Below are 17,779 nucleotides of genomic sequence, written 5' to 3'. Positions count from 1 at the left end.
ATGACCATGGAATATCCGACACATTTTCTAATCGTATCTGACCTTCTTTCTTTTCAGGATTGGTTATTTGTATTTTCCCAAAATGAACACAGGAAAGAAACAACTTGGAAACCCATTCTTCCCTACCATTAATTAAATCTGCTATCCATACAACAGTCCGTTTATTATCCAGAGCCTCACGAATTCCCTGTTCCGTCTTTTCCTTTGCAAAAACTAAAGTCATAGGTCTTTGAAATTTATCCAGATGAAATTCACCCATAATTAATCCGTGCAGGTCGCTATTTCCCATCATTGTTAGATTATTTTCTAATGCCCAATCTATTACATGCGGATACCAATCGGCACCATTCGATATTTCAACTCCATGCAAATATCCTTTGTCTAACAACTTTTTCTGAAATTCGAAATGATTCCGTGTAGCGGAATTCCAATCCGGATGGTTCCATTGAATAAAAGCACCCTGCTTAACTGCGTTTTCAATTGCTGTAAAGGGGTCCTCATTATCCACAAGATTTACATCTTTCAAAAATAAGGCATTATAATGTCCGTAAGGTTGCTCTCGTGTAATTTCCCCACCTCTGATAAGAATAATTCCATACCGTTCTGCAGTCCCTTTTGCTAATTCATAAGAAGAGTTATCATCTCCTGACAAAAACGGCCTGCGTTTATCGTTTTCTATATGGTCTGTAATAGCAATAGCATCCAATCCCATTACCCAGGCTTCTACAACTCGCAAATCAGGCCACACACGTCCATCTGAAAAAACCGTATGCATGTGAAAATCACATTTTAATGTTACAAACTCACCCACATCAGGAACTATTACTTCATACCGAATTATAGGTCTTTCCAATTGTGTTATAGTTATAGGGGATACATCCTCCGCAAAAATTTTGACAGAAAAAAGGACAAGAAATAAAAAGATACCCATTGTTAAAGTTTGGTTGAAAAATAGTTTTTTCATAGAAACACTCCTTTCATTGATTTTAATAACACTCGAATAAACGCCTTACGCTTTCCTGAATTGATGATACCATTTCTAATTATATAAAAGAAAACGACTATCCCCTCTTATTGCGTAGCAATGAACCCGCTTTTAGTCCTTTCTGGAATTCTCCCTCTTTCACGACCCGTTTCCCGTTAATAATTACTTCATCCACCCCGGACGGTGATTCTGTCGGTGACTTGAAACATGCCTTTGAATCTATATTATCCATATCAATCACAAGAACATCCGCAAAATACCCTTCTTTTAGCAATCCTCGTTGTTTTAAGTTAAAATGTTCTGCCGATAATGATGTGCATTTACGGATGCCCATTTCTAAAGATACCAATTTCAATTCTTTACAATAGCGGCGTAAATACCGTGGATAACAGCCATAGAACAAAGGCGATGGCATACCAAAACCCATCAGTATGGCATCTGTGGAGATCATTACCTTCGGATGTGCCATTGAAGGGAAGGTTGTTCGTTCCGTCAACAAATCATCCGGTTCTGCAATGCTTTCAAACACAAGGACATGCCCTTCTTCTTCAAGCAATAAATCACAGGCAGTATCAAAGGGATGTTGTTTCCGTTCTCTTGCAATTTCTATAAGATTCATTCCTTCGTATCGTTTATTTTTTTCAGATTGCACTGCCATAATATGAGCACATTCCCAACCCATAAGGCGGAATAAATTTAATGTCCACGAATCGGGACCCGTATGAGGCCATTCCATTTTGCCATGTTCGATACTATTTAACATCTTCTTTCTTAATTCATAATCCTTCAACCGATTTAAAACCTGCGTTCTATCCCCTTCCAATGCCCACGGTGGGAAAAACGCTAAAAGATGAGTAAAACCGGTTGTTGTTGGCATAACATCCACACTTACATTCACTCCTTTTTCTTGATTTCCTACAATCCTTTCAATGGCTTTCTCTATGGGTTTTCCTAAGGGTATAGGGATAGGAATCCACTGGGCTAAACTTGCCATCATACGAATTAATGAACGAACAAAGGGACCCATTACTCCCATATCAGGCACCCAGAATAAATGCGAAACTTGCGCCCGAATTTGATTCTTCCCTGCCACTTCAACAACTTCATCAATGGCCTTATCTAAAGTATTGCTATAACTCCGCAAATGACTGGTAAAAATTCCATCGTATTTTTTTAAGACTTTTCCAAGTTCAATCAATTCCCGCGTATCGCTCTGACTACCCGGATAATATTGCAGTCCTGTGGACATTCCAATACCCCCTGCATCTAAAGATACTTCCAAAGCCCTTGCCATCTTTTGTATCTCTTCATCTGTAGCATATCGGTTTTCTGTCCCAACCCCATGTAATCTTAACAAACCATGCGGCACCAAAATAGCAGAATTTAGTGGAATGCCTTTATTCTCTAAAAAATCAAAGTATTCATTTGTTGTCCGCCATTGAAATTCTTTTTCTGGGTCAAAACTTGAAAAAACCTCAATGTAGGTAAATATGGCTTCTTTTCCAGGCTCTAATACAGGGGAAAGCCCCATACCACAATTTCCACCAACAAAAGTGGTTATTCCCTGCTTAATCAAAGGCTTAAGTAATTCTTCCGCATTTTCTTTATGCAAACTTATATCTGCATGCGAATGAGGGTCTATAAATCCGGGACATACTACTTTTCCCCGAGCATTAATTTTCTCCTTTGCCTCCGCTTCTTTCAGATTACCTATTGCCACAATCCTATCTCGTTCAATGGCAATATCCGCGGAATATGCTTTCTTTGTTCCGCTTCCATCTACGATTTTACCATCCAAAATAAGAACATCCAACATATTTCGCTCTCCTATCTCTAAATAAAAATTAATGGGGAAAGTTTCCTTTCCCCATCATACACTTTCTTTTTTTAATTTACTTCTAATTCCGTATTCCTACACCAAAGCCATCTTCTCCAGATGAATCAATATGATAACCGCCAGCATTAAAGAACTGAATTAATCGCAACAATTCTGTGAAGTCTATTTTCCAGTTCTTGGGATTATAATCGGAAGTATGATAATTACAACTGTGATTTGCCCCATCTCCAACCTCATACCCATCTTCTGTAGATGTGGGAACATCGGCACAATGATAACCGAAAGAATTAAAGAATTGAATTACACGCAATAATTCACGGAGTTCTATCTTCCAGTTCATATTTATATCCGCACTATGTCGAGAATGAATTTCTCCTTCTGGAGTTCCTTCTACGGTCCCTTCTCCCTCAGGTATTCCTTCTGGAGTTCCTTCTTCATTGGAAATCACTGTTACTACTACAGGATATACAAGCATATTAGGTCCACCTGTAAACGATACAATAGCAAGATACTCACCCGAAGCAAGGTCATTGGCACAGAACCTCACCACTATAGATTGACTTTCTCCCGGCGCAAGATTGTAATTTGCTTCTGAAACAATCTGGAATACCTCAGAAGACAATTCGGGAGCATTTATTACTGCCATCCCAACTAACGCTCCCGTGCTTAATTCGGAATTCATCACTGTAAATGTGCCTTCTACACAATCTCCTGTATTCACAGTTCCCAATTCTAAAACATAAGGCTGTATAACAGGAACAACAAGATTTACCTCGCCTTCGGTTACTCCTTCGGGTTCAATCGGCAAAAACATTGCTTTCAGAACTGTATTCTGACTAATGCTGAATGTTACAGGATTTGCAGTTCCTACAAATTGTCCATTAATTGTCCAGCCTTGCCATATATCCTTCGACGAATTATAGGTAGCCTGTGCTGTTACTGTTGTCCCAAGGTAGTAATATCCCGGCTGTAAACCTTCGCTACTTTCAGGGGATACCTGAACCGAAACAGGAGCCGTATTTCCTTCGGTTATAACCGATAATTGATACATAGGGAGAATTTCCCCTTCATTCGTCTCGCTAAAACATGGAGCACCACATCCACCCCCATTACTTTTTGCCGTGGGGTCAACAGCGGAAACTACAAATGTTATTATACTTTCGGCACTACCATTGAAAGTAGCGTTATACTCTGCCAGATTACAAACACTATCCCCATCCGCATCACCATATGCACCTAAATACTGACTTGCAGAGGCATCTACTTGACCTACCATAAAAGAAACTCCTACCTGTGATGCTATTTGAGAAAGCATTGATAATGTTCCGCTTTCCCCTAATGTAGCTATCCCTGCGAACAATGCTTTTAACTGATTTGCATTCATTCCAGATAAAATATTTTGAGGAATTTTTCCCTGTGATACTGCAGTATCAATAATGTTTGTAAATAAAGCATAATTGCTCTGCCATGCAGATAATACGCAACAACGGTTTTGAACACCCGGGTTAGACAATATAATATCCAGAAGTTGTAATTGAGCTGATTCTACCATTTGATTACCATCGAAATCTGTAGAAATAGAATTAATACCTGTCATTGTGCAATAAGATTCCCATGCATTACGGGCATTTCCCTGAACTGCCGTATCCCCACATGAGGTAATAGCACATGGTTTCGGACAGCCTTCCGGAATTTCTCCTTCACCTTCCACAACTCCTTCATTGGAACCTTCCGTTGAACCTTCTGCAGAACCTTCTCCTTCTAAATTACCTTCAGGTAATCCTTCTATTGTTCCTTCCGGTTCAATACATGGAGCATAACGAGACAAATCACTTTCCTTAAATCCTTCAGGAACACCTTTCCCTGCAGAAATGCCTGCCAACCCGTCATAGGCTTCAATGTTTAGCCATGTAATGGCAATCCGACCATCAAAGAACATCTCTATCTGGAAACTGGCTGTATCATTTGTAAAATTACCATCAATCTTAACCTGGTCATAGGTAACAACAAATCGGTCATCTAACTGTTTCCACCAGATTTGCCCACCTTCGTTCGGTTTTAAATTATCAAATAGTCCAGAGACACGAGGAATACGGAAGTGATTTTCAGACGATTCTTTATTTTGGGTATCACCTTCTGTAAAAGTCAGATAACCATTACTTCCAATAAAAACACGGTCATAAGCAACTCCATAAAGAACGACTTGTTTTCCATCTTGCAAAGGCACCTCAACATAAGCATCATCGCCTAAGTTAACAACCGTCGAAAGGATTGAATCCACCGGATATCCCGTAACTCCTGGGGTAGTGCATGCAAAATAACCATTTGCATTATTTGCAGGTGTTAAAAGTAGCCTAAGATTATCTAAATCATTATCAACAACAAAATCTTCTGTAAACCAATCTGTCGCAGGCTGAGAAGGTGGACCGGAGGTAAAATTCACCTCACAAGGACGGAACTCTAAATCCAAAGGTCCGTTAAATGGCGACCAAGGTATTGTCATTATAGGCAAATCCCACCGACCTCCAAAAATACTAATATAAACATTTAGATAAAATTTAACTGTTAGAATAAGATTGCAAATTTCATTATAATTCATCACGGAGCGATAACCATCTTCTCCTACTTGTACGGGTACCGATTGCCCTTCCTCCCAGAATAATAGACCTTCCTGTAAACTTATCGTGTCACACTCCAGTGAACCATTAGCATCCGCTGAAACATCCACACCTGCTCCGGCTTCGAAAGGAATCCATTTTAACCAGCTCGGTAAGGAAACACCTACTAAGTTCAGTATTACATCAACAAGGTTAACATCGAACAGATGCGTTTTAGGTGTACTATCCTGAATAGTCGAGACTGTATCTAACAAAAAACTGTTAAAATAATCATAAGCCGTCGTCCGAAAGTTCACATCAGGGATATAAGGAATATCTACTGTAAATGGGGGAATAAGTCCTATATCGAACCCCGCTTTCATAAGCAATTCCGCTCCAAAATCATAACCCCAGAAACCACTGGCATTACCTGCTTTCAGCCATGGTGGGCTTAAATGGAAAAAGCCTTGAACATCTGCCTGATAATTAGCAACTCCCGCAGCACGAATACGCACTTGCACCGGAAAACCTCCTGGATTTTCCTCAAATCCACCTTCACCTTTACCATTGGGCCACCAGCCCGAATCAAAACTCAAATTTACCCCTTTCATAGGGGCAGTAAATTGTACCGGTTGAGTCTCTACTGCTTTACCTAAATCTCCTTTGGCATCTACCCTGATTACCTCTTCTTCTCCACCCGTAACGATATATTCTGTGTTTGCTGATTTCATACCTGCACAGGGTTCAAACACCTGCACAATCACCCCGGATTTCCCATCCTGCTGATAATCCCAGCGAATTAAAGCAGGACGAACACCCTTTTCCGAATAAATCTCTTTTCTCTGCTCTACATACAAAAGTTTGTCTTTCAAAAAGCACTTCGCTTCGATTAACCCTTCATTACCTTTCGTTTGAACAATAGACCATTCTAGAGAAATATCTCCCATTTGCAATTTAAAATTCTTGCTCCCATCATTCGCCAATGCCTTCTCTGTTTTATCAAAATTTTTTTCTAATAACGCTCTATTCAACGAGGTAAAACCTGGAAATCCGACCCCTTTCTTACCAAATTGCATTATACTTCTTCGAACAATACCATCCTCACCAAATTCTACATATTCCAGAGAACCCTCTTCTTTTGCTAATACTTGAAGTTTTGCGTCAGGCGGGATATTATCCCCTTCCCAGCGGGCAGAATATATCCAATACGATTCTGCAAAACCAATTGCAGAAACACACACAAAAAGAATTACCACAAATAATACTTTCTTGAGTTCCATTACAGCTCTCCTTTATGTTTTTTATTGATTTGTTTTAAATTTTTTAATCCCTTTGACATAATCCTAAAACCACAAAACTATAAATACCATAAATCTTACTTCTACTATAATATTACCACTATTTTATACAAATTTCAATTTTTTTATGACAAATTTTTATTTTGATAAAATAATAAAATAGGGTGTATGATAAAATAAACGATAAAAGAAGGAGTTTTATAATGATTAAAGATAGAATCGTTCGCATAAAAATGAAAAAAAATTTTAAGGAACAAAAGCCCTATTCTTTTGTTGGGAAAGTAACCTTCTGGTCTGAAGATTGGATAGTCTTAGAAGGAAGAGGGATTATGTTAACCCGTCAACAGTCCAGCGGTGTTCAAATAGACGAAGGGATGAAGATTATCTTAATCCCTCGTGAAAGTATTGACCATATACAGGTATTGCCCGACAATTTGGATATGAACAACTTAAAAGTTACAACCGAAGGTCAACAATTAGTATTGGTAGTTGATGGAAAACACAACTCGTTCCTTGGAGAAATGGGAGAAGGATAAACAATTTTTATCGCAATAGTTATTACCCAGTAGATACACGCTCGATATATTTACCTGTTCGAGTATCTACCTTTATTACATCACCCTCTTTAATAAAAAGGGGGACTTGTATCTTTGCACCACTTTCCAGAGTACAAAACTTTAATACATTCGTTGCGGTATCCCCACGCACAGCAGGTTCCGCAGAAACGACCTTTAATTCTACAAATGGAGCCATTTCCGCAATAATAGGTTTATCTTCTAAAAAGTAAATGGAACATAAATCAGACTCTTTCAAAAACTTCTTCTGCTCTCCCAACATATCTTCGGGAATAAAGGTCTGTTCATAAGTTTCCAAATCCATAAAATAAAGGAGACCTTCCGACTCGTAAAGATATTGCATCTTTCGTTCCAGTAACATCACTTCTTCTACTTCGTCGGACATACGGAAAGTTACATCCATTGTCCTTCCTGTTTTTACATTCTTTAATTTTGTTTTTAACATAGCACGCCAATTACCGGGTGTAATATGCTGGAATTCTACAACCACCCAGATATCTCCTTCATAACGAATTGCCATTCCTCTGCGAAAACCGGAAACAGAAATCATCCTTTCATTCCTTTCTTTTGGTTTCGGTTGAATCTTTTTTACCTCTATTCATACTATATTATAAATAGTTTCTATTCCCTTTGTAAAAAAGACATTTTAATATTTAAGGTAAATTTATGAACTTTATATCCATCCTTCCATTAATCTTTCCTCTACTTACTTTTCCTCAGACATCCAATCCTTTTGCAAATGCATACCTAATCATTGACCCGAGGATGAAGGATATTCCACATAACAATGATTTTATGAATAATCCAAAAGATAACTGGATAAAGGGAACTCCATATCAGATTCATACTCTTTTCCGAAAAAAATTTGAAGTAGAAAAACCCATTCAATCTGCAGAAATCATGATTACAGCCGACGATTATTTTAAAATGTATTTAAATGAACAACTCGTTTTGGAAGGGCCTCTAACAGGTTATCCCTTTGCTTATCCATTTGTTAAGTTTGACCTATCTCCATTTATTAAAAAAGGAACGAACATCCTTGCTATCCATACCTATTACAGAGGATTGGTAAACCGCGTTTGTGTTAGTGGAGATAATCGTTCGGGTCTTATTGTTCGACTTGTCCTCACACACAACGATGGACAAAAAACAGAAATTGTATCGGACACATCCTGGAGATGTTTTCCTCTTGAAGCCTTTATTACCACAGAAACCACAGGGTATAAAACACAATTTTTGGAAAATATAGACATGCAAAAGTATCCTCAAAATTGGCAATCCCTTAATTTTGATGATACCAACTGGCTAACTCCCGAATTAGGAATAAACGACTATCTCTTCATGGAACCATCTGCAAAACCTTTAGAGATTAAGACCGTTCTACCGGTATTCACCAAGAAAACCTCTTCGGGGAATCTGTTTTTTGACTTTGGACGAGAAGTGGTGGGCTACACTCACATAAAGACCAAAGGAGACCCATCTCAAAAAATAATTGTTTATCATGGAGAAGAACTTGATGAGAATGGAAATGTCCGCTGGCAAATGCGTGCCAATTGCAGTTATAAAGAAGAAGTTATCTTATCCGGTGAAGAAGATATTGTGCCTTTTTATGAATACCGTGCCTTTCGCTACATTGAATTAGAAAATGCACCTGAAAGCACTTCCGTTTGGGTAGAAGAACGACATTACCCATTTGATACCACAAAAGTTCTCTTCTATTCTAATGATAAAGACTTAACAGACATCTGGAATATTTGTCAATTAGGTGTTCGGCTTTGCTCTCAAGAAGTTTTTTTGGACTGTCCATCCCGTGAAAAAGGACAATATTTGGGAGATGCAGTTATTACATCTCGCTCTTTTATGTGGCTCACAGGAGATACCTCATTAACGAAAAAATCTCTTACCGACTTTTACCTATCTTCAAAAATTGACCCGAGTCTATTAGCTGTTGCCCCATCTGGGTTTATCCAGGAATTTGCCGAATATTCACTACAATACCCTCTTATGTTATGGGAATACTACCGCCATTCCGGTGATATAGAATTCCTAAAAGCAATGGCAACCGAATGCCTGCCCAATCTCTTAAATTACTTTGCTCAATTCGAAAACGCCGATGCTTTGCTCACTTCTACAGGTAAAAAACCTATCTTAATTGACTGGCCTAAAAACCTGCGTGATAATTTTGATTATGACTTTGCCAAAGACAAGCCTAACGCCGTAGTAAATGCGTTCTATTACGGAGCTATCGTCCAAACATTAGAAATTCAGAAAACACTCGGGATTGAAGACCCTACATTAACAGAAAAATCAAAAAAAATCTGGGATAATTACCAAAAAACATTTCTCGACCCTGAAAAGAAACTTTACAAAGATGCCTCGGGTTCTAAACATTATTCACTCCACAGCAGTGCCTTACCTCTCTTCTTTGGATTAGTAAAAGACGAAGATATAAAGAAAAATATCTTCTCATTCATAGAACAAAAAGGGCTTGCCTGCGGTGTTTACATTGCTTCATATATCATTGAGGCATGTTTCAAAGAAGGAAATCCTGAATTAGGATGGAAATTATTAACCAACGACACCGAATACTCCTGGAAAGAAATGCTCCGAAACAATGCTACATCCTGTCTCGAGGTCTGGAAACCCGAAATGAAAACAAATATGAGTTGGTGCCATGCCTGGAGTAGTTGCCCTATTTACATCCTATCCGAATATGTGCTTGGGCTGAAACCTGCAAAACCCGGTTGGAAAGAAATCTATTTTTCGCCTGCAAATATAGAAAATCTACCTGATATGTTTTTTATAAAACCCCTACCTGATGGAGGTTATTGCACCGTGAATTTAAAAAATAATCACTACGACTTAACAACTCCAGAAAATGTAAAAGTTATAAAAAACGATTCAAAAGGTGAATCCTTATCTATCCACACCTATCCCTCACACCAGCCTCCCATAGGACTTTCAGACAGAGAACAAAATCAATTAAATCAATATAATTGGGGAACCGTGGTTGGGAATAATAGAGGAATTTGGGTTTCTATTAAAAATCAAAAATTATCTGTAATCGAAAAAGACAAAGTGATATGGCAAACCCTCTGTTCTACTGCAATAAAAGGCACCGGCGAAAAATTAGATTCAGAACAAACCCCTCGTGGTTGGCATCAAATTGTGGAGAAAATCGGGGACAATGCCCCATGGGGACAAATCTTTCGCAACCGTGAACCCGTAGGAATATGGGATAAAAGTCAGATTATAGATGAATCCCTGGTTCTGACACGCATATTGCGTCTTGATGGATTAGAAGAAACAAAAAATAAAGGCGTTAACAATGAAGGAGAAATCGTAGATTCATATAAACGATTCATTTACATCCATGGGACTAATAAGGAAGAACTCATAGGCACCCCTGCTTCGCATGGCTGTATCTGTTTAACCAATAACGATATAATAATGTTATATAACCTCGTTCCTATCAATACAAAAGTGCTTATCACGGAAGAATAGATAAAAAACTCCCATCATTCATTTCTGCTATTGCTTCCTTATATAAATATACCATCCCCTATTTTAATTTCTTACCACTCTCTTTTAGCCGTATTTGATACGCCTCTTTATTGATTTTTTCCGCTGATTTTGTCAGTTCTGCATAAGGTTTATTTGTAACATCTACCAAACCAATATTGTAATTTTCTCCATCAAAATATCTGCCTGTAATAGGCTGGTCTGCCCATTGAAACCAATGACAGCCAACAAACAAAGGATTTGTCGCTACACTTCTTATGTAATTTTCATATTTATTTGCACGGTCTTTTTGGTCTTTACATGCAACTAAACCTGTATGAAACATACCTCGGTCTAATGCCCCAAAATGAAACTCACCTATTATTATTGGTTTCTCAGCAAGCTTAAACAAATCATGCTCACGAGGGACTTCCTTCCGATATATATTTATGCTAACAACATCGGCATACTTCTGAGCAGACCTCCATACAAATGACGGCGGAAATCCCGCAAAACGACAACCCATATATAACTGATTTGGGGCATATTTTTTTATCGCTTGGGCTATTACCGAAAAATATGTATCTGCAAATTTCGTCAAATACTCATTTTTATCTTTTTTGAACGCATCAGTTTCTTTTTCTGGTTTATTTATCTCGGACCAATTAGAAAAAGATGTCTCCCAATTTTTATTTAAATTTTCAATAGACCCATATTTAGCCTTACATTGCTCCACAAATTCCTTTTTACAAGGTTGGTCTATATCATTTTTAATTGTTCCTTCCCATATCCCATCCCATGATAATTCATTGTCTACAAAATAACCAATACAATATGGATTATCTTTATAAGCCTCTACCCCTTTACTGATACTATTTTCTACAATTTCCTTATATTTCGGGTCAAAAACATCATACATAGGTCCCCAATATCCCGGGGCATTTTTGATTCTTGGAACATTCCCAGGTCCTAAAATAATTATAAAAGGTATTTTTTTGTCTGTAAACAAATGAACAGAACTCCAGGAACCTATAGTATTAAATCCCCATTTCTTTAATCTCGCTGTTGTTTGCTCACTCCATGGCTGTTCCCATGTTTCCCCAAATTGGCGAATTATATTCGCTTTATAAAAAGAAAATAACGACCCCTCCTCTAAAATATGACCGAACCAATGCCCTCCTTTACCTGCATACCCAAAACAAGATTTAAATTTCGGGTCATTGGCATCAGGTATGTATTCAAACCAGTTTTCTCGTTTTGTAATAAAGGTTAACTCACTTTGCCCAATACAATCCACACCGATTGACAAAAATAAGTGTCCTTCTGGCGTTACCAGCCACCAATACCCATCTATTAATTCCGTTCGAAACCAGCCTGTTGCTTTCAACTGAGGTCCTTTTTTCCATCCTCCATATATATCAAAATTTTTATCTAAGGAAGGATGCTTTTTTATCTTTTGAATTTCTTTCTTAGCTCTTTCTACCATCTCCGCCTCCGAATGCGTCTTACCTTTCCAATCCGCATGTTTATATTGCCCTAATCTATCAACAAAAGGTAAAGGGAAGTCTGGCAAATCATGCTGCTTTTCAAGTTTTATCTGACGAATTATCAAATTAGTCGGTAAAGCAGGTTTTGACAGGAAAATCTGAAATCCAACAATCTTAGACAAATCAAACTCTTCTCCTTTGGCTTCTACAAAATTTCCCGGTGCCCGACGCATACCCCATAAAGGATGTTTGGAATAAACCTCCAATCTCTCCTTGTCTCCCGGTATAGTAATAGGATATGAGGAATTAGGAAGAAGAAAAGAGATAGAATTTTCTTGTTTCGGTGATAAGTTATAACTACCGGTAATGCAGTGTTTCCATCCATCTGCTCCCTCATTATCAATTCTCACATTCACGCGAACCACATCTTTCCCCGGATTATATACCTTTACCACAAGCCAGCAGTATTCCGACCAGTCCCAAATCTCTGATTGTGATTTAAATAACACATTAGGCCATTCCGCTACATTAAATTTTAACTTAAATCCATCTTGAAGTTTAGTATCGCCTTTTTGCAACTCAACATTATTACATACTACATTAGCCTTAAAAGGGCTCCCTAATATTAAAAATTCATGTAAACCTTCACACATTGCCATGTAACAAAAACCCATAAAAAAACAGAACAACACCATTCCTTTTTTCATTTTCTTTTCCTTTTTTATCTTATGTATAATAATATAAATAACTTATGACACGATATTATAAATCAAAAATATAGGAACAAATTTGAGACTGTTAAAGTTAAAATTTAGTTGCAGGTGAAACTTATGGCGGTATTTATTGGAAAAGTTTTAATTATTATCAATATGGTATAAATGTTTCAACATGTCGAAGGAAAATTCTAAAGGCAGAGAGGGCGAAAATTATTCTGAAGATAAGGTATCCTTAACAAGACAGGAAGTTTCATCCTCTTCTTCTAATGTAAGTCAAATAGAAGAAATATATAAACACTGTCTTGAAACTACAACAATTACTGCGGTTCAGGGATATACCCCGGATGGAAATATTTTTTTCTGGAATAAAGCCAGCGAACTACTCTATGGTTATTATTATAACGAGGTTATTGAAAAAAATATTAAGGAAATACTGCTTCCGGTTGAAGAGTGGGATTCTTTTAATAAAACCATTCAGGACATTATTCAGCAAGGGAAACCTACAGAACCACAAAAATGGACTGTGAAAACAAGGATAGGCGAGGAAAAGCAGGTGCTTTCTTCTATGATACCTGTAAAAATTAAGGATTTATCATATATTTTCTGTATGGATGTGGATATTACCGAACTCAATAAAACTCAGGATAAATTGAAGGAGAGTGAACAGAAATACCGAACGATTATCGAATTTGCTCATGAAGGTATATGGGTTGTAGATGAAGAATTCAAAACAGTATTCGTCAATCAGAAAATGGCAGATATTCTCGGTTTCTCTCCGGAAGAAATGATTGGCAAATCAACTTTAGAATTTATCCCACCAGAAGAATACCCTGATGTTCAAAGGCAAAGAGCAGACCGAATAAAAGGACTTTCCGGGCAATACGAACGCACTCTAATATGTGCTGATAAATCCAAACGGATATTTTTGGTTAACGCATCTCCAATTTACGATGCTTCAAACAAATTCAAAGGGGCTATTGGATTATTCTCTGATATAACTCAGAGAAAGGAATTCGAAACTATGCTAAAAAGAGAACATGACAAATTACAAGAATTCCTTAATCTATCCCCTTCCTTGTTCATCTTTTTAGATAAAGATGGGAATGTTCAATACTTGAATAACACCGCTTATACCGTATTGAAATGTGATAACTCTGCAATTGGGAAAAACTGGTTCTCCACTTTCGTCAAATCCTCACAAAGAGATACCCTGCAAAAACATTTCGAAAAAATAATAAAAGAACAAACAACCTCTGATTTTGAAGATGTGGTGTATGTTACTAACACCCAGAATGAGGAACGGGTACTTATTCTGAGACATGCCTTTTTATATGGTGTTGATGGAGCAATTGACGGGTTAATCTGTTCTGGAATGGACATAACTGAAAAAATTCAAGCAGAAAAAGAACGACGGGCTATGGAAGAAAAAATCCGACAAACACAGCGGTTGGAAAGCATCGGTATTCTCGCAGGAGGAATGGCTCATGATTTCAACAATCTACTTGTGGGAATTATTGGTAATGCCGACTTAGCATTGATGGAAATCCCAAATGACTCACCTGCTAATTATTACTTAAAAGAAATTATCCGTATTTCTAAAGAACTAACGCATTTGTCCCAGCAACTTTTAGCATACGCAGGGAAGGGAAAAACTTTTGTTAAACCTATTTCCTTAACAGAACTTATCAAAAATATTGAAACACTAATCACATTATCCATCTCTAAAAAAATTGCTATTAAATTCGATTTAGACGAAAATCTCCCCTTAATTAATGCAGACCCCGCACACATACAACAATTAATCATTAATCTGGTTCTCAATGCCGCTGAAGCCATTGGGGATAAATCCGGTGTCATTACAATTGTCACTAAACACATGCATTGTGATATGAAATACTGGCAAACAACCTACTTTGGCGAAAATTGTAAAGAAGGGACCTATATCTACTTAGAAATCATTGATAATGGCTCAGGCATATCAAAAGAAGTTAAAGACCGTATGTTCGAACCATTTTTCACAACAAAATTTATCGGTAGGGGCTTGGGCCTCTCTGCTGTTGCAGGGATTGTTAGAGCCCACAACGGAGCCATTAAAGTCTATACAGAAATAGGGAAAGGAACTTCTTTTAAGGTTTTCTTCCCAGCCATTGAAGATACCACAACCCAATCCAGGTCTATTGATTTCAAACAAGAAAAATCAGAACAGGTAATAAAACAGAAACAAATACTTGTTGTTGACGACGAAAAATTAGTGCGGGATACTGTAAAGAACATGCTGGAAATTGGTGGACTTCATGTTCTGCTTGCTTCAAATGGAGAAGAAGCCATCAAAATTTATATAGAAAACAAAGACCAAATCGCCCTGGTCTTATTGGATATGACCATGCCAATTATGGACGGAGAAGAAACCTTTCGCGAATTGCGCCGAATCAATCCCGAAGTAAAAGTTCTCTTATCCAGCGGCTACAACGAAAAGGACATTTTAGAACGATTTATTGGTAAAGGACTTACTGGATTTATACAAAAACCATATATCCTCTCTACACTCCTGGAAACAATTAAAAATATCATAAAAGAACCTTGAATAAATACAAAAAGAAGTGCAACAAAAACCCATTTGGAATTTAACCTTCATAACTCATTATAATATCCTTCATCTTACCGTTAGTTACTCTAATAACATTTGATTATTTTTCATTCCAAGTCATGCGGAGAGATGTCCGAGTGGCTTAAGGAGCACGCTTGGAAAGCGTGTGTACGGGAAACCGTACCGAGGGTTCGAATCCCTCTCTCTCCGCCATGTAGAAAAAATATTGCTTTTAAACCACCCAGAATGTTGATGGAAATCTTTCTTTTCCTGTTGTTAGTTTATATTGAAAAAATCCGAACCGATTTTATTAATGGGCGAAGCTGGCGGAATTCCCTCCGCCCCACATTCCGCCCGCCTCGCCAAAAAGCGGAAGCGGAAAGGCAAACTGCCAAAGAACCGGGAAAAATGTCGGCTCGAACTTTATTTTGGCCAGAAGCGGGCTTTTCATTATTTTATTTTCTTTGCTTAATTTTAATTTATTTGTTATCATTATATTGAAAGTAGAGATTGTTAATACTACAATAATATACTATCAAATTATTGAAAATATGGCAAGAGAAAATAATATTGGAGAAAATATAAAGAAATACCGGACAAAACAAGGCTTGTCGCAGGAGGATTTTGCCAAAAAATCCGGCGTCAAATATACTACTCTGACGAAAATCGAAAGCGGAGTTATTAAAAAAACCATCAGTTTTAGTAATGGCAAAAATCGCCAAGGCGTTAGGTGTTAATATTGAGGAGTTAATAAAGTAAATATGCAAAATTTAATGACGACACAGAAAAATATCACAAAAGAAGGGAAGTTAGGGTTTAGACCATATTATGAAAAGCCCGATTTTATTCTCTATCATGCTAATTGTTTAGATATTCTTGCTGAACTTCCGGAAAATTCTATTGATATGGTCTTTGCCGATCCTCCATATTTACTATCCAACGGCGGTTTTACGGTTCATGCCGGAAGACGTGTTAGCGTTAATAAAGGTGAGTGGGATAAAAGTAATGGCTTAGAAAAAGATTTTGAATTTCATCTTCAATGGATTAAAGCCGTAAAACGCATTTTGAAACCTCATGGAACCCTCTGGGTTAGTGGAACATATCATTCTATTTATCAATGTGGTTTTGCCCTACAACTTGCCGGTTATCATATTCTTAATGATATTGCATGGTTTAAACCAAATGCGTCGCCTAATCTAAGTTGTCGTTATTTTACAGCAAGCCACGAAACGCTTATTTGGGCAAAAAAAGATAAAAATGCAAAACATATATTCAATTATGAATTAATGAAAAACGGGAGTTGGCCAGAAGATTTTCTTAAAAAACCAAATTCACAAATGAGATCTGTTTGGGCGATTAGTACGCCTAAATCAATAGAAAAAAAGTTTGGTAAACATCCTACGCAAAAACCGGAAGAGTTATTAAAAAGAATTGTGCTTGCGTCTACTAAAAAGAACGATTTAATTTTAGATCCGTTTACCGGCAGTTCAACTACTGGAATTGCTGCTTATCTCTTAGGGAGAAAATTTATAGGAATTGACACAGAAAAGAAATATTTAGATTTATCTATCAAGCGTTTTGAGGAATTAGAGCAAAATTTAAGTCACAAGCAAAAATTATTTAAAAACTATGAATAATATAGAAAGTAATAATTTACCATCAATGACTTTTAAACGGGATGGGAAAGTGCACGATCCTTTATTTGTAGCACAAGTTAACGGTCGGTTTATTGTTGGAGTTTATCAAGGAACACTCAGTAAGTATGATATTTTGATCAAATATAGACAAAAAGAAAAAGGTAAATGGTCAAATATTAGAACGCCCAAACATATTCACTGGGCCGTTGATATTCTTATTAAAATGCACGCCGATCAAGAAAAAACAAAACGATTTTTAGATTTTCTTATTCAAATGTGGGCAAAGATTAAACCCATGAAAAGCGATGAAGAAAGAAGAAAAATTTTAAGCATCGAAAGTCTTTTGGAGGAAAACCAAAAGGAGATTTCTGAATATGAAGAGTTAGGTAAAAGGGGCGAATATAGTATAAAATTTTTAATTTTATTAGCAAAACTTTTAATGATCCAAGAAAAGACAAATCTAGAAACAGCATATATGTTTAAGAAATTATTAGAAGCACTTAAGGCTGGCGACGATATTTTTAAAATTGTTTCAATTGCAACTCATAATAGAAGATAA

The 17,779-nt window shown here is 37.1% G+C and carries 11 protein-coding genes and 1 tRNA gene; 7 read left to right on the top strand and 5 right to left on the bottom strand.

The features are described 5' to 3' along the window. The 3 genes from PLA12_04925 to PLA12_04915 form a co-directional block, all read right to left on the bottom strand. The coding region (locus PLA12_04925) for a hypothetical protein (GenBank protein ID HOQ31840.1) at positions 1 to 964 on the bottom strand (964 nt) is incomplete at its 3' end. A 97-nt stretch (positions 965 to 1,061) separates the two neighbouring features. Continuing rightward, entirely contained in the window at positions 1,062 to 2,801 is a 1,740-nt protein-coding gene (locus PLA12_04920) for an amidohydrolase family protein (protein HOQ31839.1), read from the bottom strand. Between the two features lie 82 nt (positions 2,802 to 2,883). Then, positions 2,884 to 6,699, bottom strand: a complete 3,816-nt coding sequence (locus tag PLA12_04915; protein HOQ31838.1) for a hypothetical protein — start codon at positions 6,697 to 6,699, stop codon at positions 2,884 to 2,886. A 221-nt stretch (positions 6,700 to 6,920) separates the two neighbouring features. Between PLA12_04915 and PLA12_04910 the strand changes: the two genes are divergently transcribed. Next, positions 6,921 to 7,253 carry a hypothetical protein gene (locus tag PLA12_04910; protein ID HOQ31837.1) on the top strand — a complete coding sequence of 111 codons (333 nt, stop codon included), beginning with the start codon at positions 6,921 to 6,923 and terminating at the stop codon, positions 7,251 to 7,253. 22 nt (positions 7,254 to 7,275) lie between these two features. On the opposite strand, the gene efp is transcribed toward PLA12_04910, so the two are convergent. Then, complete coding sequence (gene efp / locus PLA12_04905) at positions 7,276 to 7,842, bottom strand: elongation factor P (GenBank protein ID HOQ31836.1); 567 nt, start codon at positions 7,840 to 7,842, stop codon at positions 7,276 to 7,278. 116 nt (positions 7,843 to 7,958) lie between these two features. On the opposite strand from efp, the gene PLA12_04900 reads away from it, so the two are divergent. After that, positions 7,959 to 10,796 (top strand): family 78 glycoside hydrolase catalytic domain, encoded by a 2,838-nt coding sequence (locus PLA12_04900; GenBank protein ID HOQ31835.1) that lies wholly within the window; start codon positions 7,959 to 7,961, stop codon positions 10,794 to 10,796. Positions 10,797 to 10,854: 58 nt separating this feature from the next. On the opposite strand, the gene PLA12_04895 is transcribed toward PLA12_04900, so the two are convergent. Then, positions 10,855 to 12,987 (bottom strand): beta-galactosidase, encoded by a 2,133-nt coding sequence (locus PLA12_04895; protein ID HOQ31834.1) that lies wholly within the window; start codon positions 12,985 to 12,987, stop codon positions 10,855 to 10,857. Positions 12,988 to 13,168: 181 nt separating this feature from the next. Here PLA12_04895 and PLA12_04890 point away from each other — a divergent pair, with 181 nt between their 5' ends. The 5 genes from PLA12_04890 (at position 13,169) to PLA12_04870 (ending at position 17,779) form a co-directional block, all read left to right on the top strand. Beyond that, positions 13,169 to 15,580 (top strand): PAS domain S-box protein, encoded by a 2,412-nt coding sequence (locus tag PLA12_04890; protein ID HOQ31833.1) that lies wholly within the window; start codon positions 13,169 to 13,171, stop codon positions 15,578 to 15,580. Positions 15,581 to 15,706: 126 nt separating this feature from the next. Further along, positions 15,707 to 15,796: transfer RNA gene (locus PLA12_04885), tRNA-Ser, on the top strand. A 215-nt stretch (positions 15,797 to 16,011) separates the two neighbouring features. Beyond that, a complete protein-coding gene (locus PLA12_04880) occupies positions 16,012 to 16,320 on the top strand; it encodes a helix-turn-helix transcriptional regulator (GenBank protein ID HOQ31832.1) in 309 nt (102 codons plus the stop codon). A gap of 168 nt (positions 16,321 to 16,488) precedes the next feature. Further along, complete coding sequence (locus PLA12_04875) at positions 16,489 to 17,220, top strand: site-specific DNA-methyltransferase (protein ID HOQ31831.1); 732 nt, start codon at positions 16,489 to 16,491, stop codon at positions 17,218 to 17,220. Further along, a complete protein-coding gene (locus PLA12_04870) occupies positions 17,213 to 17,779 on the top strand; it encodes a hypothetical protein (GenBank protein HOQ31830.1) in 567 nt (188 codons plus the stop codon). Before PLA12_04875 ends, PLA12_04870 begins: the two co-directional genes overlap by 8 nt.

Origin of the sequence: Candidatus Hydrogenedens sp. (assembly GCA_035378955.1) — a bacterium.
In the GTDB taxonomy this organism is placed as follows: domain Bacteria; phylum Hydrogenedentota; class Hydrogenedentia; order Hydrogenedentales; family Hydrogenedentaceae; genus Hydrogenedens.
This window is presented reverse-complemented; position numbering and strand designations above follow the sequence as displayed.